This is a genomic window from Streptomyces sp. NPDC017676 (assembly GCF_044329325.1).
In the GTDB taxonomy this organism is placed as follows: domain Bacteria; phylum Actinomycetota; class Actinomycetes; order Streptomycetales; family Streptomycetaceae; genus Streptomyces.
In genome coordinates this window covers 832,058-848,198 of sequence record NZ_JBIRJA010000001.1, presented here as the reverse complement: position 1 = coordinate 848,198, position 16,141 = coordinate 832,058, and the positions used below count along the sequence as shown (strand labels likewise).

At 74.3% G+C, this 16,141-nt stretch carries 15 protein-coding genes, 1 other RNA gene and 2 pseudogenes; 5 read left to right on the top strand and 13 right to left on the bottom strand.

Going from position 1 to position 16,141, the window contains the following annotated elements:
- Window positions 1–50 precede the first annotated feature (50 nt).
- Window positions 51–809 (top strand): SDR family oxidoreductase, encoded by a 759-nt coding sequence (locus tag ACH4LD_RS03800; protein WP_398053499.1) that lies wholly within the window; start codon window positions 51–53, stop codon window positions 807–809.
- 315 nt (window positions 810–1,124) lie between these two features.
- On the opposite strand, the gene ACH4LD_RS03795 is transcribed toward ACH4LD_RS03800, so the two are convergent.
- The 3 genes from ACH4LD_RS03795 to ACH4LD_RS03785 all read right to left on the bottom strand — a co-directional run bounded on the left by ACH4LD_RS03795 (window position 1,125) and on the right by ACH4LD_RS03785 (window position 3,941).
- The gene (locus ACH4LD_RS03795; protein WP_398053498.1) at window positions 1,125–2,348 is read right to left on the bottom strand and encodes a D-alanyl-D-alanine carboxypeptidase family protein; all 1,224 of its coding nucleotides are present in this window, start codon (window positions 2,346–2,348) and stop codon (window positions 1,125–1,127) included.
- Between the two features lie 118 nt (window positions 2,349–2,466).
- Window positions 2,467–3,447 (bottom strand): aldo/keto reductase, encoded by a 981-nt coding sequence (locus ACH4LD_RS03790; protein WP_398053497.1) that lies wholly within the window; start codon window positions 3,445–3,447, stop codon window positions 2,467–2,469.
- 167 nt (window positions 3,448–3,614) lie between these two features.
- Window positions 3,615–3,941 (bottom strand): nuclear transport factor 2 family protein, encoded by a 327-nt coding sequence (locus ACH4LD_RS03785; protein ID WP_398053496.1) that lies wholly within the window; start codon window positions 3,939–3,941, stop codon window positions 3,615–3,617.
- A 127-nt stretch (window positions 3,942–4,068) separates the two neighbouring features.
- Here ACH4LD_RS03785 and ACH4LD_RS03780 point away from each other — a divergent pair, with 127 nt between their 5' ends.
- On the top strand, window positions 4,069–4,614 hold the full coding sequence (locus tag ACH4LD_RS03780; protein ID WP_132783724.1) for a DoxX family membrane protein: 546 nt from the start codon (window positions 4,069–4,071) through the stop codon (window positions 4,612–4,614).
- A gap of 240 nt (window positions 4,615–4,854) precedes the next feature.
- On the opposite strand, the gene ACH4LD_RS03775 is transcribed toward ACH4LD_RS03780, so the two are convergent.
- The 7 genes and pseudogenes from ACH4LD_RS03775 to ACH4LD_RS03745 all read right to left on the bottom strand — a co-directional run bounded on the left by ACH4LD_RS03775 (window position 4,855) and on the right by ACH4LD_RS03745 (window position 9,887).
- Window positions 4,855–5,463, bottom strand: coding sequence for a hypothetical protein (locus ACH4LD_RS03775; protein WP_398053495.1), 609 nt, complete (start codon window positions 5,461–5,463; stop codon window positions 4,855–4,857).
- Between the two features lie 91 nt (window positions 5,464–5,554).
- Window positions 5,555–5,827: a hypothetical protein gene (locus ACH4LD_RS03770; RefSeq protein WP_398053616.1), complete on the bottom strand. Its 273-nt coding sequence runs from the start codon at window positions 5,825–5,827 to the stop codon at window positions 5,555–5,557.
- 41 nt (window positions 5,828–5,868) lie between these two features.
- Window positions 5,869–6,126: pseudogene (locus tag ACH4LD_RS03765) on the bottom strand (flavin reductase); the annotation flags it as partial.
- 74 nt (window positions 6,127–6,200) lie between these two features.
- An RNA gene (gene rnpB / locus ACH4LD_RS03760) (RNase P RNA component class A) lies at window positions 6,201–6,612 on the bottom strand.
- 67 nt (window positions 6,613–6,679) lie between these two features.
- Window positions 6,680–7,507 (bottom strand): annotated as a pseudogene (locus ACH4LD_RS03755) (DMT family transporter); the annotation flags it as partial.
- Window positions 7,504–8,352 carry an AraC family ligand binding domain-containing protein gene (locus ACH4LD_RS03750; protein ID WP_398053494.1) on the bottom strand — a complete coding sequence of 283 codons (849 nt, stop codon included), beginning with the start codon at window positions 8,350–8,352 and terminating at the stop codon, window positions 7,504–7,506. The gene ACH4LD_RS03750 and the pseudogene ACH4LD_RS03755, both read right to left, overlap by 4 nt.
- A gap of 101 nt (window positions 8,353–8,453) precedes the next feature.
- A complete protein-coding gene (locus ACH4LD_RS03745; RefSeq protein WP_398053493.1) occupies window positions 8,454–9,887 on the bottom strand; it encodes an RNB domain-containing ribonuclease in 1,434 nt (477 codons plus the stop codon).
- Window positions 9,888–9,961: 74 nt separating this feature from the next.
- On the opposite strand from ACH4LD_RS03745, the gene yaaA reads away from it, so the two are divergent.
- Both yaaA and eda read left to right on the top strand, forming a co-directional pair.
- The gene (yaaA, locus tag ACH4LD_RS03740; RefSeq protein WP_398053611.1) at window positions 9,962–10,741 is read left to right on the top strand and encodes a peroxide stress protein YaaA; all 780 of its coding nucleotides are present in this window, start codon (window positions 9,962–9,964) and stop codon (window positions 10,739–10,741) included.
- Window positions 10,742–10,823: 82 nt separating this feature from the next.
- Window positions 10,824–11,498 (top strand): bifunctional 4-hydroxy-2-oxoglutarate aldolase/2-dehydro-3-deoxy-phosphogluconate aldolase, encoded by a 675-nt coding sequence (gene eda, locus ACH4LD_RS03735; protein WP_398053492.1) that lies wholly within the window; start codon window positions 10,824–10,826, stop codon window positions 11,496–11,498.
- Window positions 11,499–11,549: 51 nt separating this feature from the next.
- Here eda and ACH4LD_RS03730 read toward each other — a convergent pair whose 3' ends face one another.
- Genes ACH4LD_RS03730 through ACH4LD_RS03720 form a run of 3 tightly spaced genes read right to left on the bottom strand, consistent with a single transcriptional unit; the run spans window position 11,550 to window position 14,647 of the window.
- Window positions 11,550–12,992, bottom strand: a complete 1,443-nt coding sequence (locus ACH4LD_RS03730; RefSeq protein WP_398053491.1) for a bifunctional RNase H/acid phosphatase — start codon at window positions 12,990–12,992, stop codon at window positions 11,550–11,552.
- Between the two features lie 12 nt (window positions 12,993–13,004).
- The gene (locus tag ACH4LD_RS03725) at window positions 13,005–13,748 is read right to left on the bottom strand and encodes a C4-type zinc ribbon domain-containing protein (protein ID WP_132784172.1); all 744 of its coding nucleotides are present in this window, start codon (window positions 13,746–13,748) and stop codon (window positions 13,005–13,007) included.
- On the bottom strand, window positions 13,745–14,647 hold the full coding sequence (locus tag ACH4LD_RS03720) for a Nif3-like dinuclear metal center hexameric protein (protein ID WP_398053490.1): 903 nt from the start codon (window positions 14,645–14,647) through the stop codon (window positions 13,745–13,747). The genes ACH4LD_RS03725 and ACH4LD_RS03720 overlap by 4 nt, the downstream gene beginning before the upstream one ends.
- Before the next feature lie 187 nt (window positions 14,648–14,834).
- Here ACH4LD_RS03720 and ACH4LD_RS03715 point away from each other — a divergent pair, with 187 nt between their 5' ends.
- Window positions 14,835–16,085 carry a hypothetical protein gene (locus ACH4LD_RS03715; RefSeq protein ID WP_398053489.1) on the top strand — a complete coding sequence of 417 codons (1,251 nt, stop codon included), beginning with the start codon at window positions 14,835–14,837 and terminating at the stop codon, window positions 16,083–16,085.
- Window positions 16,086–16,141 lie beyond the last annotated feature (56 nt).

Genomic DNA, 16,141 nt, shown 5'->3' with positions numbered 1-16,141 from the left:
GGCGGACAGTGGATTCCGCATGGCGGACTTCCCGCCTACGCTGCGGAACCATGACTGACAGGCAATCGAACATCGCGGTGGTGACCGGGGCCGGCTCCGGCATCGGGCGGGCCGTCGCCGTGGAACTGCTGCGCGCCGGCTGGTCGGTGGCACTGGCCGGCCGGCGCGCGGAGCCGTTGGCCGGGACGGCGGCGCTGGTGCCGGAAGCGGCCTCGCTCGCCGTGCCCGCCGACGTGTCGCGGCCCGAGGACGTCGAGGCGCTGTTCGCGGCGACCGTGGAGCGGTTCGGCCGGGTGGACCTGCTGTTCAACAACGCGGGGACCTTCGGGCCCGGCGGGGTCCCGGTCGAGGAACTGCCCTACGACGCCTGGCGGCACGTGGTGGACACCAACCTCAACGGCGCGTTCCTGTGCGCCCAGGCGGCCTACCGGCGGATGAAGGAGCAGGACCCCCAGGGCGGCCGGATCATCAACAACGGCTCCATCTCGGCCCACACGCCCCGCCCGCACTCGGTCGCCTACACCGCGACCAAGCACGCGCTGACCGGCCTGACCAAGTCGCTCTCGCTGGACGGCCGGCCGTACCGCATCGCGGTCGGGCAGATCGACATCGGCAACGCGGCGACGGACATGACGGCCCGGATGGGGACGGGCGCGCTCCAGGCGAACGGGGAGGTGGTCCCGGAGCCGGTGATGGACGTGGCCGATGTGGCGCGCACGGTGCGGCACATGGCGGAGCTGCCGCTGGAGGCGAACGTGCAGTTCGCGACGGTAGTGGCGACGGCGATGCCGTACATCGGGCGGGGCTGAGGCGGGCTCCGCCCGCCCCCGCAAACGGAATTTGAACATCCGCGCTATTGCGGCCGGTACGTGACGTGTGCTCAACTCTTCTCCACGAGAGCTTCACAGTTGGAGCACAAAGGTTCCGCGGCCACTGCGAGGGGGGAGGCGGCGGCCGTTCCACCGGACGGGAGTTGGGGGTGGACCTCGCGGCGCGCCGCGGGGTACACACCGGCCGGTGGAACGACCGCCGCCACATACCGCCGTACGGCCGCCTCGGCGGCGGGGCGGGCGGTACGACCGCTCAGCGCCGGTACGGTACGACCACCCGCGCCGGCGCCCCGGTCAGCGCCGGCGCCCGCCTCCCGTCTCCGCTCCGTCGTCCGCCGGTGCCCCCGCCGTCCGTGCCCGGCGCCTGCGCAGGGTCCAGGCTCCCGCTCCCAGCAGCGCGAGCGCCCCGGCGGCGCCCTCCGCGATCCGCCACGCCGAGCCGCCGGACGCCGAGCCGGGTGCGCCGGCCGCCGCCGCCTGCACCGCCTTCGGCGCGGGCACCGGGCTCGCGCTCGCCCCGCCCGCGCTGAGCGGTTCGACCAGCAGGCCCACCGGCCGGGCCGAACGCCCGTGGGTGAAGCCCCAGTCGAGCAGCGCGGCGGTGTGCTCGTAGACGGCGTTGCCGCCCTCGTCGGGGTGCATCACGCTGACCAGCAGGGTGCGCCCGCCCCGGGTGGCCGCGCCGGTGAAGGTGTTCCCGGCATGGCTGGTGTAACCGTTCTTGACACCGATCAGGCCGTCGTAGGTCTTCAGACCCCACGCCCCGGTCAGCAGACGGTCGGTGTTCTGGATCTGGAAGGTCTTCTTCCCGCCCGCCGGGAAGTCGGCGGTCCGCGTGCCGCAGTAGGCGCGGAAGTCGGGGTCCTTCAGGCCGTGACGGGCGAAGAGCGTGAGGTCGTACGCCGAGGAGAGCTGTCCCTTGTGGTCGAAGCCGTCGGGGCTGACCACATGGGTGTCCAGGGCCTGGAGGTCCGCGGCCTTGGCCTGCATCTCGGCGACGGTCTTCGCGATGCCGCCGTTCATGTGGGACAGCACGTGCACGGCGTCGTTGCCCGAGCGCAGGAACACGCCCTGCCACAGTTGCTCGACGGTGTAGGTGATGCCCGGCTTGATGCCGACGAGGCTGGATCCGGCCGGGATGTCGGCGAGGTCGGCGTCGGTCACCTTGTACCGCTCGGCGCGGTCGAACTTCTTCAGCACGGTGTCCGCGAACAGCATCTTCAGCGTGGACGCGGGCGCGAGCCGCCGGTGCGCGTCGAACGCGGCGAGCACCTCACCGCTCTCGCAGTCGGCGACCAGCCACGAGCGGGCGGTGAGCTTCTTCGGCAGCCCGCCGGCGCCGCGCACCTGGACGCCGGTGCGGGCCAGCCGCTCGCCGCCGACGACGGTCGCCGCGGCGGCGGAGGTGGCCGTGGACAGAGGAAGGGCGGCGGCCGTCAGCCCGAGGACGGCACGCCGGCTGAGCCGGGAACATTCACGCACCCGGGGACCGTACACCGCGTCGAGCAGGGACTTCACGAACTGATGGCCGAGACGGTACGGAATTTGCCGCCTTATGAAAATCCGATGGTCCGCGTGCCGGCGTCATCCCGCGGCACCCGCCGTGCCGGCCCCTCCCGTACGGTCCCCGGGCCGCTCACCTGCCGAGCAGACGGTCGATCTCGGCCGACTGTGCCGCGGTGAGCGGCCCCTTCGCGAGCGCCCCGGCGTTCTCCTCGGCCTGGGCGACGGTCCGGAAGCCGGGGATGGGCACCGTGCGCGGGCTGCGGGCCCACAGCCAGGCGAGGGCGCCCTGAGCGAGGCTGCGGCCGTCGCTGGTGAGGACGGAGCGGACCGCGTCGATCCGGGCCAGCCACTCGGGATCGGCGCCGGAGCCGTCGTCCGCGTACCCCGGGAGCCAGGCGGGCGGCCGGCTCCGGATGTCCCCGGCCTCCAGCGGACCGCCGCGCCGCCCGGCGAGCAACCCCATGGCCAGCGGGCTGCGGTTGACGCTCGCCAGCTCCAGCCGCTCGCACAGGGCCACGAGTTCCGGTGCGTCCTGGAGGACGTTGAGCGCGTGCTGGACCGCCGTGCAGTGCGGGCCCTCGGCGAAGACGGCGGCCCGCGCCGGGTCGTCGGTGCTCCAGCCGTAGGCACGGACGAGCCCTTCGGCGACGAACTCCTCGCAGGCGTCGCGGAGTTCGGCGGCCCGTGCCGGGTCGGCGTCGGAGATGTGGAGCTGGTACAGGTCGACGCGGTCGGTGCCGAGGCGGCGCAGGGAGGCGGTGAGGGCCCGACGGGCGTACTCGGGGGTGGCGTCGGTGCCGGTGAGGGTGCGGGTGTCCGCGTCGAAGACGTTGCCCCACTTGGTGGCGAGGACGACGTCGTCCCGCCGCTTGCCGAGGGCCTTGCCGAGGATCTCCTCGCTGTGCCCGGTGCCGTAGGAGTCGGCGGTGTCGAAGAAGGTGACGCCGAGGTCCAGCGCCCGGCGCACGGCCCGTACGGACTCCTCGTCGTCCACCTTCCCCCAGCCGACGGGCTGCCCGTCGGCGGTCTGGTGCTCGCCCCCGATGGCCCAGCACCCGAATCCGAGCGCGCTCACCTCGATGCCACTGCGTCCCAGCGTCCGTGTCGTCATGGAGGGGACGCTAGGGCTTGGAGTGCACGCGAACACAAGCGTCGGGAGGCTTTCCCGAGGTCTGGACTCTCTTGAGCCTGGGGCCTCTTACACCTGGGGCCTCTTGCACCTGGGCCCTCTTACGCATGGGCCCTCTTACGCATGGGCCCTCTTACGCCCGGGCCCTGTTACGCCTGCCCGGTCTCGAACCGCGAGATCCGCCCGTCGTCCTCGACGGTGAAGCTCCACCGGGTGCGCATCTCGCCCCAGGTGTCGTTGCGGTAGCGGGCGAGCAGGGTCCGGCCGCCGTCGGACTCGTTGTCGACCTCCATATGGCCGTGGGAGGCGAAGATCTCCCGGTCGATCCAGTCGGCGAGGTCCCGGTCGGAGCCGTCGTCGGCCATGGTCGCCCCCGGCGTGAGCAGGGCCATGAAGCCCTCGCGGTCGTGGGCGTTGACGGCGTGGACGAAGGCCCGGACCGCGGGGTCGCTGAGCTTGGCCGGCTGAATCGTCATGGCGTCAGGCTCACACCGCGCCGGCGGTCCCGCCACCCGAACGGCAGCGAGGAGGGGCCGGGCGGCGTCGGCGGTGCGAGGGTGGGACGCGGGAGGGGACGTGTCCGCCTGTCGCTGGGGAGTCACCGTGACCTGTTACGACCGACGTGATCTGGGCCTGCTGCTGCTCCGGCTGAGCACCGGCGGGGTACTGGCGGCGCACGGCGCGCAGAAGCTGTTCGGCTGGTTCGGCGGGCACGGGCTGGAGGGCACCGGCCAGTACATGGAGTCCATCGGCTACGCGCCCGGCAAGCTGAGCGCGACGGCGTCGGGCCTGGCGGAGGCGGGCGGCGGCACCCTGCTGGCCCTGGGCCTCGCGACCCCGGCGGCGGGCGCGGCGGCGGCCGGCGGGATGGCGGGGGCGGCGGCGGTGCACATGCCCCACGGCTTCTTCGCGCAGGAGGGCGGATACGAGTACGCGGCGACCCTCGGCCTGGCCGCGGCCGGCCTCGCCGTCGCCGGCCCGGGCCGCCTCTCCCTCGACCACGCCCTCGGCCACGTCTTCGACCGCGGCTGGATGGTCCCGGTCGCCCTCGGCGTGACCGCGGCGGCGACGGCCCTGATGGTGGGCGCCCGCAACCGCCGGGTACGGCAACGGGCGGAGGGCGAACAGGAGACGCTGTTCGAGGAGTGAGCCGACGGCTGCGCCGGGAGCGCCGCCGCCGTACAGCTGACGCTGGACCGGCACCGGGAGATCATCCCGGAGCTGTCGGTGCTGCTGTCCGCCGAGGACCCGGCCACCCCGGCACCGCCGCCGCTCACCCGGACCCCGGCGGAGCCGGTCTCGCTGCCCGCCGGGCACAGGAGGCTCTCCCCCGCCCCGCGCACCCGGATGGCCTGCCCGGGTACGACCGAGCCCGGGACAGGGCCGCGGTCAGCGCTCCCCCGCCGCGAACCGGCGTACGGCTGCGCGCTGCCATTCGGTGACCCGGACGACCACCCACGGCAGCGCGAAGAAGGCCACCACGCCGGCCGCGAAGTGCAGCGTGACCGCGCCGACCGGGCTCGGCCCGCCCCACGCGGGGTCGGGATAGGGCGCCCAGCCCCAGATCGGGTAGGTCAGATTGCGCGCGGAGACGACGATCCAGCCGACGGTGGCCGCGAACGACAGCGTGGTCAGCAGCGTGTTGACGAAGAAGAACGCGACGGTGCCCGCGAAACGGCCGCCGTCACGCGGCCCGAGGCGCTCACCGAAGAAGAACCGCAGACGCATGCGCTCGAAGGCGGGGCCCACCACGGCCGCGACCAGCAGCGCCCCGAACAGCACCAGCGGCCCCACTCCCGGGTGTCCACCGTCCTGGGCGGCCTTCATGACGAACTGGAGCACGAGGACGAGCCCGGCGACGAGCGGCACCACCAGGGCGTACAGCAGGCGCCGCCAGGTGTGACCGCGGAACGGAAGGGTGAACAGGCCCCACGGCACGGAAGGGGACGCGGTGCGGGGCGGCCGGTTGCGCGGACCGGATCGGGTGGCGTTGGACACGATGGGTTCTTTCCTCTCTGGGACGGTCCTGAAGCCTGGGACGAACGCCGCGACATGGGCCGGCCCGATGGCCGCCCCCGGGAGGCGCGGATCAGGACGCGTCTGCCGCCGTGGCGGCTCCGGTAGTCCGTGCGGTGCCGGGGGCGGACGGTCCGAGCAGCAGTTCGCCGGGGATCTCCCCGATCACCGGCGCCTGTCCGAGCCGGCCCACCAGCAGGCCGAACAGGTGGCTGAGCAGCACCACCCGGGCGACGGCGAGCAGGAAGCGGGCCAGTGGGTCCGCGTGCGGGCCTGTGACGACGCCACCCCCTCGGACGTCGCGAGCGGCCGCGGAACCGTGCCGCCCGGCCAGGCGGCGAACCACCGCGCCCCGCGGAACAGGGGGAGACCCGGCTCCTGGACGACACCGGTCACCTCACCGATGACGACAGTATGATCAGGCATTTCGCAAAGATTCGGAACCCGGTGTTCGGCCACGGCGAAGGCGTCCTCGGCCGGCCAGGGCAGCCCAGCGCCGGGCGAGGCCCGCCAGTCGACCTGCCCGAACCGGTCCTGTCCCGGCCGGGCGGACACCTGCGCCACCCGCCGGCCGCCGTCGTGCAGCAGGTTCACCGCGAAGACGCCGGACGCGCGCACGGCGCGCAGGGTCTCAGGCGCTCGCACCGGCAAGAGAGGTCGGGAGGTCGCCGCATGCGGGCGGCGGCTCACAGCGGCAAGGCTGGTGGGGCAACGAAAGGCAGACGAGTCGGGCTGTACGCCGGGTTCTGTTCCCCGGTGTCCTCGCGGACGCCGGGGCGACGGCCATCCATCTAGGGCCGGCGTTGCCGCCGGCCTCGTGCGGTCTACCCGCGGACTCGGGCGGGCCGCCCTCGATCGTCCGCGCAGGGACGCCCCTCTCGCGAAAGGCGGCCCCTCTTGACCTTGCTCCGGGTGGGGTTTACCTAGCTGCCCAGGTCACCCTGGGCACTGGTGGTCTCTTACACCACCGTTTCACCCTTACCGAGGGCCGAGGCCCCCGGCGGTCTGCTTTCTGTGGCACTGTCCCGCGGGTCACCCCGGGTGGCCGTTAGCCACCACCCTGCCCTGTGGAGCCCGGACGTTCCTCGGGAAGCCCCTAAGGGGACTCCACGCGGCCGTCCGCCCGGCTCGTCTGCCGTGTCGACCATGGTACCGGGCGCGTGCCCCGTCGCGGACCCGCGGCCGTCGCGAGGACCGAGCCGGCCAGGATGAGGGCGAAGGCGGCCAGCACGGGGAGGGTCAGCGCTTCGTCAAGGAAGAGGGCGCCGGCCGCCACCGCCACCGCCGGGTTGACGTAGGTGATCACCGTGGCCCGGGTGGGACCGGCCTCCTTGATCAGCTCCAGGAACGCCACGAACGCCACCGCCGTGCAGATCACGCCCAGGCCGGCCAGCGCGGCCAGGACGGTGGGAGAGGGCAGGGCGTCCGGGCGGGTGAGGGCTGCCGCGGGGGCGTAGACCAGGGCGGCCAGGGTGAGGCAGGCGGCCGTCAGATGGAGGGACGGGACCTCCTTGAGGCGGCGGGCGGCGATCAGAGGGGCCGTGGCGTAGCCCAGGACCGTCACCAGGACCTCCGCCAGGGAGCGGGCGTCGCCACCGGTGAGGTGCGGGAGGGTGAGGACCGCCACCCCGGCCAGCCCCAGGGTCAGGCCCGAGACCCGGCGGACGCCGAGGTGTTCCGTGTCGCCCAGGAGCCGGGCCAGGACCACGCCGACGATCGGCACGCCCGCGATCAGCAGGCCCGCCGTCGAGCTGGACAGGTGCCGTTCGGCGTCGGTCAGGGTGAACCAGGGGATCATGATCTCCAGGACCGCGAAGGCCAGCATGGGACGCCAGTGACGTCGTATCGCGTCCCCGAAGCCGCCCTGGCGGAGGGCGAACGGGAGCAGCAGGGCCGCGCCGAGCGCACAGCGCGTGAACACCACCACGGGCGGGGACACCGCGTCCACCGCCACCTTGATCATCAGATAGGGGATGCCCCAGACCACTCCCATCAGGGAGAACAGGAACCAGCCGCGTGCAGTCATACGGCCGAGTGTCGGCCTCCCGGTCCGGGCCTGTCTTGAACGCTGTTGCGGTAGGCCGCCGGGGTCACCCCGAGCACCCGGCGGAACCAGCGGGTCAGGTGGGCCTGGTCGGCGAAGCCGACGAGGGTGGCCACCTCGGCGGGGCGCAGGCCGCTCTCCAGCAGGACGCGCGCCTTGGTGACCCGGTGCTGGGCGAGCCAGGCGTAGGGGGGTATGCCCATCGTCGTACGGAAGGCGCGCAGGAGCTGGTAGCGGGACAGGCCGAGGTCGGTGGCGAGCAGGGCCAGGGAGGGCGGGTCGGTGAGTTCGTCGGCGAGGCGGTCGCGGACCGTGCGGGCTATGGCGTCGGCGCCGGGCACGCGGTCGGGGAGCGGGCGTGCCGTGGAGTGCCGGCGGGCGAGGGCCGTGAGCACCCAGGGCAGAACGGATTCGGCCTCCAGCGGGTCGGGGCAGGCGCTGAGTCGCGTGTGGGCGGTGCGCAGGGCCCGGGCGAGCGCCGGGTCGTCGATGAGGGGCTCGCGGAAGTGCGGCAGGCCGCAGAGGGTGCCGTCTGCCAGCAGGGACGGCTCGGCGTACAGGGCGCGGTAGGCGTAGCCGTCGGTGGGGTTGCCGGGGCCGCCGGTGTGCATCTCGCCGGGTTCGAGGACGACGATCGTGCCGGGGCCGGTGCGGATGTGGCCGCCCCGGTAGTCGATGATCTCGGAGCCGCCGACGCAGACGCCGATCGTGTACTCGTCATGGGCGTGCGGGGCGTAGACGTGCCGGCGGAAGCTCGCGGTGAGCAGGTCGAGCGGGGGCCCGCAGCGGCCCAGCCGGGCCCGTGTCCACCGTGCCTGTTCCCCCATCGGACCGTCCCCTCACGACTCCCGCCGCCGGCGCCCGTCGCGCCCCAGTCACCGGCTACAGCGCCGGAAGCCGCCATTCCATGCCGCGCTCGTGCAGGCGCTCACGCCACGGCGAAGAGGATCTTCGACGTGCCCGGGTCGGCGCTGGTGAGCCGGACGCGCAGGCGTTCGCCGAGCGGCAGGTCCGTGCCCTCGACGCGTCCGATGACCGCCGGGGACATCACCTGGACGGTGCCCACGGTCGGCCGGCGCTCGTCCACGTCCACGACACAGCCGTCGAAGACGTCCCCGACCCGGTCCTTGAGCAGGGCCGCCTCCACGATGTCGACGCACTCGCGCTCGACCGTGCCCGCGCGCCGGGAGCCGTCGGCCATCCGCCGGGGCAGCGCGTCCAGCACCGCGAGCACCCAGTCGGGCGTCTCGTGGCCGGCGACGGCGGCGAGGCAGATCTCCGAGGCGTACCGGTCGGCGAGGCGGCGCAGCGGGGCGGTGCAGTGCGCGTAGGCGGCGGCGACGGCCGCGTGCGTGGTGAGCGCGGGCAGCTCGCCGTCCCGGAAGACGGTGTAGCCGGCCCCGCGCAGCAGGGTGGTGCACTCCTGGAGGAAGGCCGCGTGGTGCGGGTCGTGCGGGTCCAGGGTGCGCAGCAGGGCCGCGTACGACACGTGGTGCGGCCAGTCGATGTGCAGGGCGGTGGCGGTACGGCGCAGCCGCCCGACGGCGCCGTCGGGGGCGGTGGGGAGGGTGCGCAGGATGCCGGTGCCGTGGGCGAGCATGAGATCGGCGGCGGCCATGCCGGTGAGCAGGGAGAGCTGGGCGTTCCAGCGGTCGGCGGGCAGCGGGGCGCGGTAGCGCAGCGCGTAGGTGTGGTCCTGCTCGACGATCTCCTGTTCGGGCACGTGCAGGGAGATCCCGCCGCGCTCGGCCTCCAGGCGTTCCCGTGCCTCGCCGATCTCCCTGAGCAGCGCGACGGGTTCCTCGGCCGTTCCCGCGTCGATGTCCCGCTGTACGTGGGCGTAGTCGAGCTTGGCCCGGCTGCGGACCAGGGCCCGGCGCACGTCGACGGCGAGGGTGCGGCCCTCCGCGTCCAGGTCGATCGTCCACAGCGCGGCGGGCCGGGTCCGGCCGGGCAGCAGGCTGGCCGCGCCCTCGCTGAGCACGGTGGGGTGCAGCGGGACCCTCTCGTCCGGGAAGTACAGGGTGGTCACCCGCCGGTGCGCCTCCGCGTCCAGGGCTCCGCCGGGTGCGACGAAGGCGGCGACGTCGGCGATGGCGTACCGGACGCGGTAGCCGGTGCCCCGCCGGGACAGGTGGGCGGCCTGGTCGAGGTCGGTGGAAGTGGGCGGGTCCAGGGTGAAGAAGGGGATGTCGGTGCCGTCGTACAGCGGCAGGGCCGGGTCCTTGGCCGCCTGCTCGGCCGCCGCCTGGACCTCCGGCGGGAAGGCCTCCGGGATGCCGAGCTCGGAGCGGAGCGCGGCGAGCGCGGCGCGGAGGGGGGCTTCGGGGGCGCCGGTGACGCGGATCTTGCGGCGGGGCATGGAGCGAGCGTAGGCCGAGGTGGCACGGGAGTCACGCCGTACCCTGGCGCGGAGGTCTACGTGAGGAGTACGTGTTGCTGGTCCTGCTGCCGCCCTCGGAAGGCAAGGCGAACGCGGGCGAGGGTGCCCCGCTTCAGCTGGAGTCGCTGTCCCTGCCGGGGCTGACCGCCGCGCGGGAGGCCGTGCTCGGGGAGCTGGTCGAGCTGTGCTCCGGTGACGAGGTCAAGGCGCGCGAGGTGCTGGGGCTGAGCGAGGGGCTGCGCGGCGAGGTCGCGAAGAACGCCGGGCTGCACACGGCAGGCGCCCGCCCGGCCGGGGAGGTCTACACCGGTGTCCTGTACGACGCCCTCGGCCTGGCCACGCTGGACGCGGCGGCGCGGCGCCGTGCGGCGGAGTCGCTGCTGGTCTTCTCCGGGCTGTGGGGTGCGGTTCGGGTGACGGACCGGATTCCCTCCTACCGCTGCTCGATGGGGGTGAAGCTGCCGGGGCTGGGCGCGCTGGCCGGGCACTGGCGGGCGCCGATGGCCGAGGTGCTGCCGGCGGCGGCCGACGGCCTGGTCCTCGACCTGCGGTCCTCGGCGTACGCGGCGGCCTGGCGCCCGAAGGGCGAGGTGGCCGGGCACACGGCGACGGTACGGGTGCTGCACGCGCCGACCCGCAAGGTCGTCAGCCACTTCAACAAGGCGACGAAGGGCCGGATCGTCCGCAGCCTGTTGACCTCCGGGGTCGCGCCGAAGGATCCGGCGGAGCTGGTGGGGGTGCTGCGGGAGCTGGGTTACGTCGTGGAGGCGGAGGCGCCCGGGAAGACGGGCAAGGCGTGGGCGCTGGATGTGCTGGTGGACGAGGTCCACTGAGGACACCGTGACGACACCGTGAGGCGTTGCAGCATACGCAACGCTCATTGCGGAGATTGCAGTCCCTGGGCACGATGAGCGCATGACCTCGCCGCTGCCCCCGTTCCCGGCTGCCTCCGTGCTGGATCTCGCCCCCGTCGTGCCCGTGGTGGTGCTCTCCGACGCCGCCGACGCCGTACCGCTGGCGCGGGCGCTGGTCGCGGGCGGGCTGCCCGCGATCGAGGTGACCCTGCGCACCCCGGCCGCGCCCGCCGCGCTCCGGGCCATCGCCGCCGAGGTCCCGGAGGCCGTGGTCGGGGCGGGTACGGTGATCACGCCGGAGCAGGTGGACGCCTGTACGGCGGACGGGGCGCGGTTCCTGGTCAGTCCCGGGTGGACGGAGGCGCTGCTGGAGGCGATGCGCGGGTCCGGGCTGCCGTTCCTGCCCGGGGTGTCGACCACCTCGGAGGTCGTCGCGCTGCTGGAGCGCGGGGTGCGGGAGATGAAGTTCTTCCCGGCACAGGCGGCGGGCGGTACGGCGTACCTGCGGTCGCTGGCCGGGCCGTTGCCGCAGGCCCGGTTCTGTCCCACGGGCGGGATCGGGCCGGAGACCGCGCCGGCGTACCTGGCCCTCCCCAACGTCGGCTGCGTGGGCGGGAGCTGGATGGTTCCGGAGGAGGCGGTGGCCGCCCGGGACTGGGGGCGGATCGAGGAACTGGCGCGTACGGCGGCCGGGTTGAGGCCCCCGGGCGGCTCGGGGGCGCAACCGGCCAGGTGACTCAAGGGCGTCGCCGCCCGGGTGACTCAGGGGCGCAGCCGCCCGGGTGACTCAGGGGCGCAGGTGAGAGGTGTCGTTGAACAGCCGCACGCTCGCGTTGCCGTCCGCGTAGTACGCCACCGCCGACAGGGAGGCCGCCGAGAGCTCCATCCGGAACAGCGACTCGGGCGGGGCGCCGAGCGCGAGGCGGACGAAGGTCTTGATCGGGGTGACGTGCGTGACCAGCAGGACCGTACGGCCCGCGTGGGCCGCGATCAGCTTGTCGCGGGTCGCGGCGATCCGGACGGCCGTCTCGGCGAAGCTCTCGCCGCCGCCGGTGGGGTGGGCCTCCGGGTCGGCGAGCCAGGCGTCGAGGTCGTCCGGGTGGCGCTCGCGGACCTCGCCGAAGGTCAGGCCCTCCCAGGCGCCGAAGTCCGTCTCGCGCAGGCCGTCTTCGAGCGTGACGTCCAGGTTCAGACGGGCGGCGACGATCCCGGCGGTCTCCCGGGTGCGGGCGAGGGGGGAGGCGACGACGGCCTGTATGGTGCCGCGCCGCGCCAGGGCCTCGGCGACGTGGTGCGCCTGCTCCCGGCCCACGGCGGAGAGGGAGGGGTCGGTGCCGCCGCTGCCGGAGAAGCGCTTCTGGGGGGTCAGGGGGGTTTCGCCGTGCCGGAGGAGGACCAGGGTGGCGGGCGCGCCCAGGTCGGGGGCGGCACTCCAGCCGGGGGCACTGGTGACGCGCTGCTCGTGCACGGTCTCCGCGCCGGAGCTGGACGGGCGCTCCTCGCCGGCCGGCGCAGGGCCCTCCTCGGCGAGAGCGTGCCCGGCGCTGGGAGTCGTAGGGCGCTGCTCGCCGGGAGGTGCCTCCCCCACGCTCCGCGTCGCTCGCGCGGGGGCACCCCCATCGCCCACCCGTGCCGCACCGGCGGCACGACTGCCCGCAGCGGCGGCGGGTTCAGGAGCCGCACCGGCGGCCCGGCCCTCCGCCAGGGCCGCGCGGGCCCTTGCCGCGCCCGCCGCCGCGTCTCCGGGCGGGCCCGACGGCTCGGGGGTGGCGGGCGGGGTGTCGAGGGCCGCGCGGGAGCGTGACGGTGACCACTGCTCGCCCTTCGCGCCCGCGTCCATCGCCTCGTTCGCCAAGCGGTCCGCGTGTTTGTTCCGCTCGCGGGGGATCCACTCGTAGGTGACCTGGTCCGGGGGGTAGACGGACCTCGCCTGTGTCGCCAGTGGCTTCATGTCGGGGTGCTTGATCTTCCAGCGGCCCGACATCTGCTCGATGACGAGCTTGGAGTCCATGCGGACGTGGACCCGGGCCGACGGGTCGAGGGCGTGCGCGGCACGGAGGCCGGCCAGGAGGCCGCGGTACTCGGCGACGTTGTTCGTGGCGACGCCGATGTACTCCGCGGCCTCGGTCAGGGCCTCACCCGTGGCCCCGTCGAGCACGACCGCCCCGTAGCCCGCGGGCCCGGGGTTGCCCCGCGACCCGCCGTCGGCCTCGACGATGAACTCCCGCACCCCTGAAGCCCCCTACAGACCCGACTCGGCCGTACGCACCAGGATGCGGCGGCAGTTCTCGCAGCGGACCACCGTGTCCGGCGCCGCCGCGCGGATCTCGTTCAGCTCGGTGATGGCCAGCTCCTGCCGGCACCCCTGGCAGGTGCGGGCGTACAGCTTGGCCGCGCCGATGCCGCCCTGCTGCTCGCGCAGCTTGTCGTAGAGCTTCAGCAGGTCCGCGGGGACGGAGGCCGCCACGACCTCGCGCTCCTTGGTCACCGAGGCGGTCTCGCCGTCGATCTCCTCGAACGCCGCGTCCCGGCGGCCGGTCGCGTCGTCGATCTTCGACTGCACGGAGGCGACCCGCCCGGTCAGCTCGTTCACCCGCTCCTGCGCGGCCTCACGGCGCTCCATGACCTCCAGGACGACGTCCTCCAGGTCGCCCTGCCGCTTGGCGAGAGAGGCGATCTCGTGCTGGAGGTTGGAGAGGTCCTTCGGCGAGGTGACCGCCCCGGAGTCCAGGCGTTGCTGGTCGCGGGCGGCGCGCTGGCGCACCTGGTCGACGTCCTGCTCGGCCTTGGTCTGCTCGCGGGCGCAGTCGCTCTCCTCGGTCTGCGCGGCCACGAGCAGGTCGCGCAGCTGCGTGAGGTCCTTCGTCAGCGACTCGATCTCGGCGTGCTCGGGCAGGGACCTCCGCTTGTGCGCGAGCTGCTGCAGGCGGACGTCGAGTGCCTGGACGTCGAGAAGTCGGATCTGGTCGGCGGGCGCGGCGTTCAGTTGGGGGCTCCCGTGGTATCGGAAGGGGCGCGCGAAGCGCTCGTTGGAAGGGTGGTGGTGGGCGACGGGTGGGCGGTGGACGCCGCGTGGGCGGTCCAGGGGTCGGTGACCGTCTTGGAGACGTGGACGCGGAGGTCCCAGCCGTGACGGTCGGAGATCTCGTCGAGCTGGCTCGCGGCCAGCTCGCACCAGGGCCACTCGGTGGCCCAGTGCGCCGCGTCGAGCAGCGCGAGGGGACTGTGGGCCACTGCCTCGGAGGCCGGGTGGTGGCGCAGGTCAGCGGTGAGGAAGGCGTCGACGCCGGCTGCGCGGACCTGGTCGAAGAGGCTGTCGCCGGAGCCGCCGCTGACGGCGATGGTGCGGACGACGGACTCGGGGTCGCCGGCCACCCGGATGCCCTGCGCGGTGGCGGGCAGCCGCTCGGCGGCGCGGGCGGCCAGCTCACGGACGGTGAGGGGGTGGTCGAGTTCGCAGACGCGGCCCAGGCCCCGGCGGCCCTCGGGGTCGGTGGGATCCGGCACGAGGGGGCGTACGACGCGGAGGTCGAGGGCCCCGGCGAGGGCGTCGGAGACTCCCGGGTCGGCGGTGTCGGCGTTGGTGTGGGCGACGTGCAGAGCGATGTCGTTCTTGATCAGCGTGTGCACGACCCGGCCCTTGAAGTGCGTGGCCGCGACCGTGGTCGTGCCGCGCAGATACAGCGGGTGGTGGGTGACCAGCAGGTCGGCGCCGAGCTTCACGGCCTCGTCCACGATCTCCTGGACGGGGTCGACGGCGAACAGGACCCGGGTGACCTCCTGGGCGGGGTCGCCCACGACCGTGCCGACCGCGTCCCAGGACTCGGCCCGCTCGGCCGGCCACAGGTTCTCCAGCGCGGCGATGACTTCAGACAGACGGGGCACGGCCCAAGGCTACCTGGCTGTTCGGCGGGGCTGTACCGCATGCGTCCGGTCTGACCCCGCTCAGCACGGACGCCCCGGTTTCCTCAGGTGAATCGCTTCTGCACCACCCGTACGTGTGAAGCCGGGGAGGGCCGGTCCCCCGCCTGCGCGTGCGAAAACTAGCTTCGTCGCCGGAGGTGACCGAACGATGACGGCCTGTGCGATCGAACCCCCCTCCACGGACGGGACCGGCGGCGTGCCGCGGGCGGGATGCGCCATCACGGCGGACGGCGCGTACGCCGCCCGGCTCGCCCGGGACGGTGACTCCTGGTTCCCCGAGCGCTGGACCCTGGACGGCCCGGAGCCGTACGCGGTGCCCCTGCCCGGCAACCAGCCCGAGGAGCCCGGGACCGAGGTGCAGCCCATGGGCGACGGGCGGGTGCTGATCCACCGCCTGGTGGCCGGGCGGCACGCCTTCTCGCTGCTGTACCCGACCGGGCCCGGCACCGGTGAGCTGCCGCTGGGCGCGGTGGAGTGCGCCGGGCCCGGCACCCGGCTCACCCTGCTCCCACCGGCACCGGGGGGCGCCCGGGCGTACGCCCTCGCGGTCGGACCGCGCTCCAGCGTGGTGTGGCTGGTGGCGGGCGGGGCGTTCGGCCCGGAGCGCTGCGCCGAGGTGCCGGGGCGCTGCTCGGGCGGGGTCTGGCTGGACGGCTCCGGGCGGATGCTGGCGCTGGACCGGGAGCTGGACGGACGCACCAAGACGGTCGTGGTGGACCTGGAGCGCGCAGGCGAGGTCTCGCCGCTGCTCCAGATCGCGGAGGACAGCGACGACCGGCTGCTGCTCGCCGATCCGGACAGCGGCCTGCTGCTGATCTCCTCGGACGCGCCCTCGCCCGGGCGGGAACGCCTGGGCTGGGGTGTCCTCGGCAGCACCCTGCCGGTGCGGTTCCCGGAGTGCCTGCGGGTGCCGGACTGCGTGGTGACGCCGTTCGCGATCCAGCCCGGGCAGGTGCTGATGCCGGAGAACTGCGCGGTGGGCCTGCGGCTCGACGGGGCCCTCGGCACCTGGGTGGGCGTGTGGCGCCCGGCCGACCGGGAGGTCCGGCACCTCCCGGCGCCCGAGGGCTGGCTGGCGGGCACCGGGCTGTGTACACGCGACGGGGTGCTGCGCCTGCCGTACTCCACGGTGGCGACTCCGTGCGGCGTGTCGGACGTGCCGGCACCGGGCGGGTACGCGACCGCGGTCAGGGAGGGTGCAGTCCCGGAGGGTGCGGTCGCGGAGGGCGCGGCCTCGGAAGGGGCGGGGGCCATCCAGGGTCCGGACCGGGGCGGCGGCGCTGCCGGGGCCCTGGAGCGGGGGGTTCCGGCGGGGGCGGAACCGGGTCCTCCGGTGCCGGCGCCGGCCCGGCCCGTGCCGTTGCAGCAGGCACCCTTGGGGCGTCTTGTAACGAACTAGTGCCGGTTGGCGTGTGCGCCTGGATTCGGCCCGTGGTGCGCCGGTTACACTCGCCC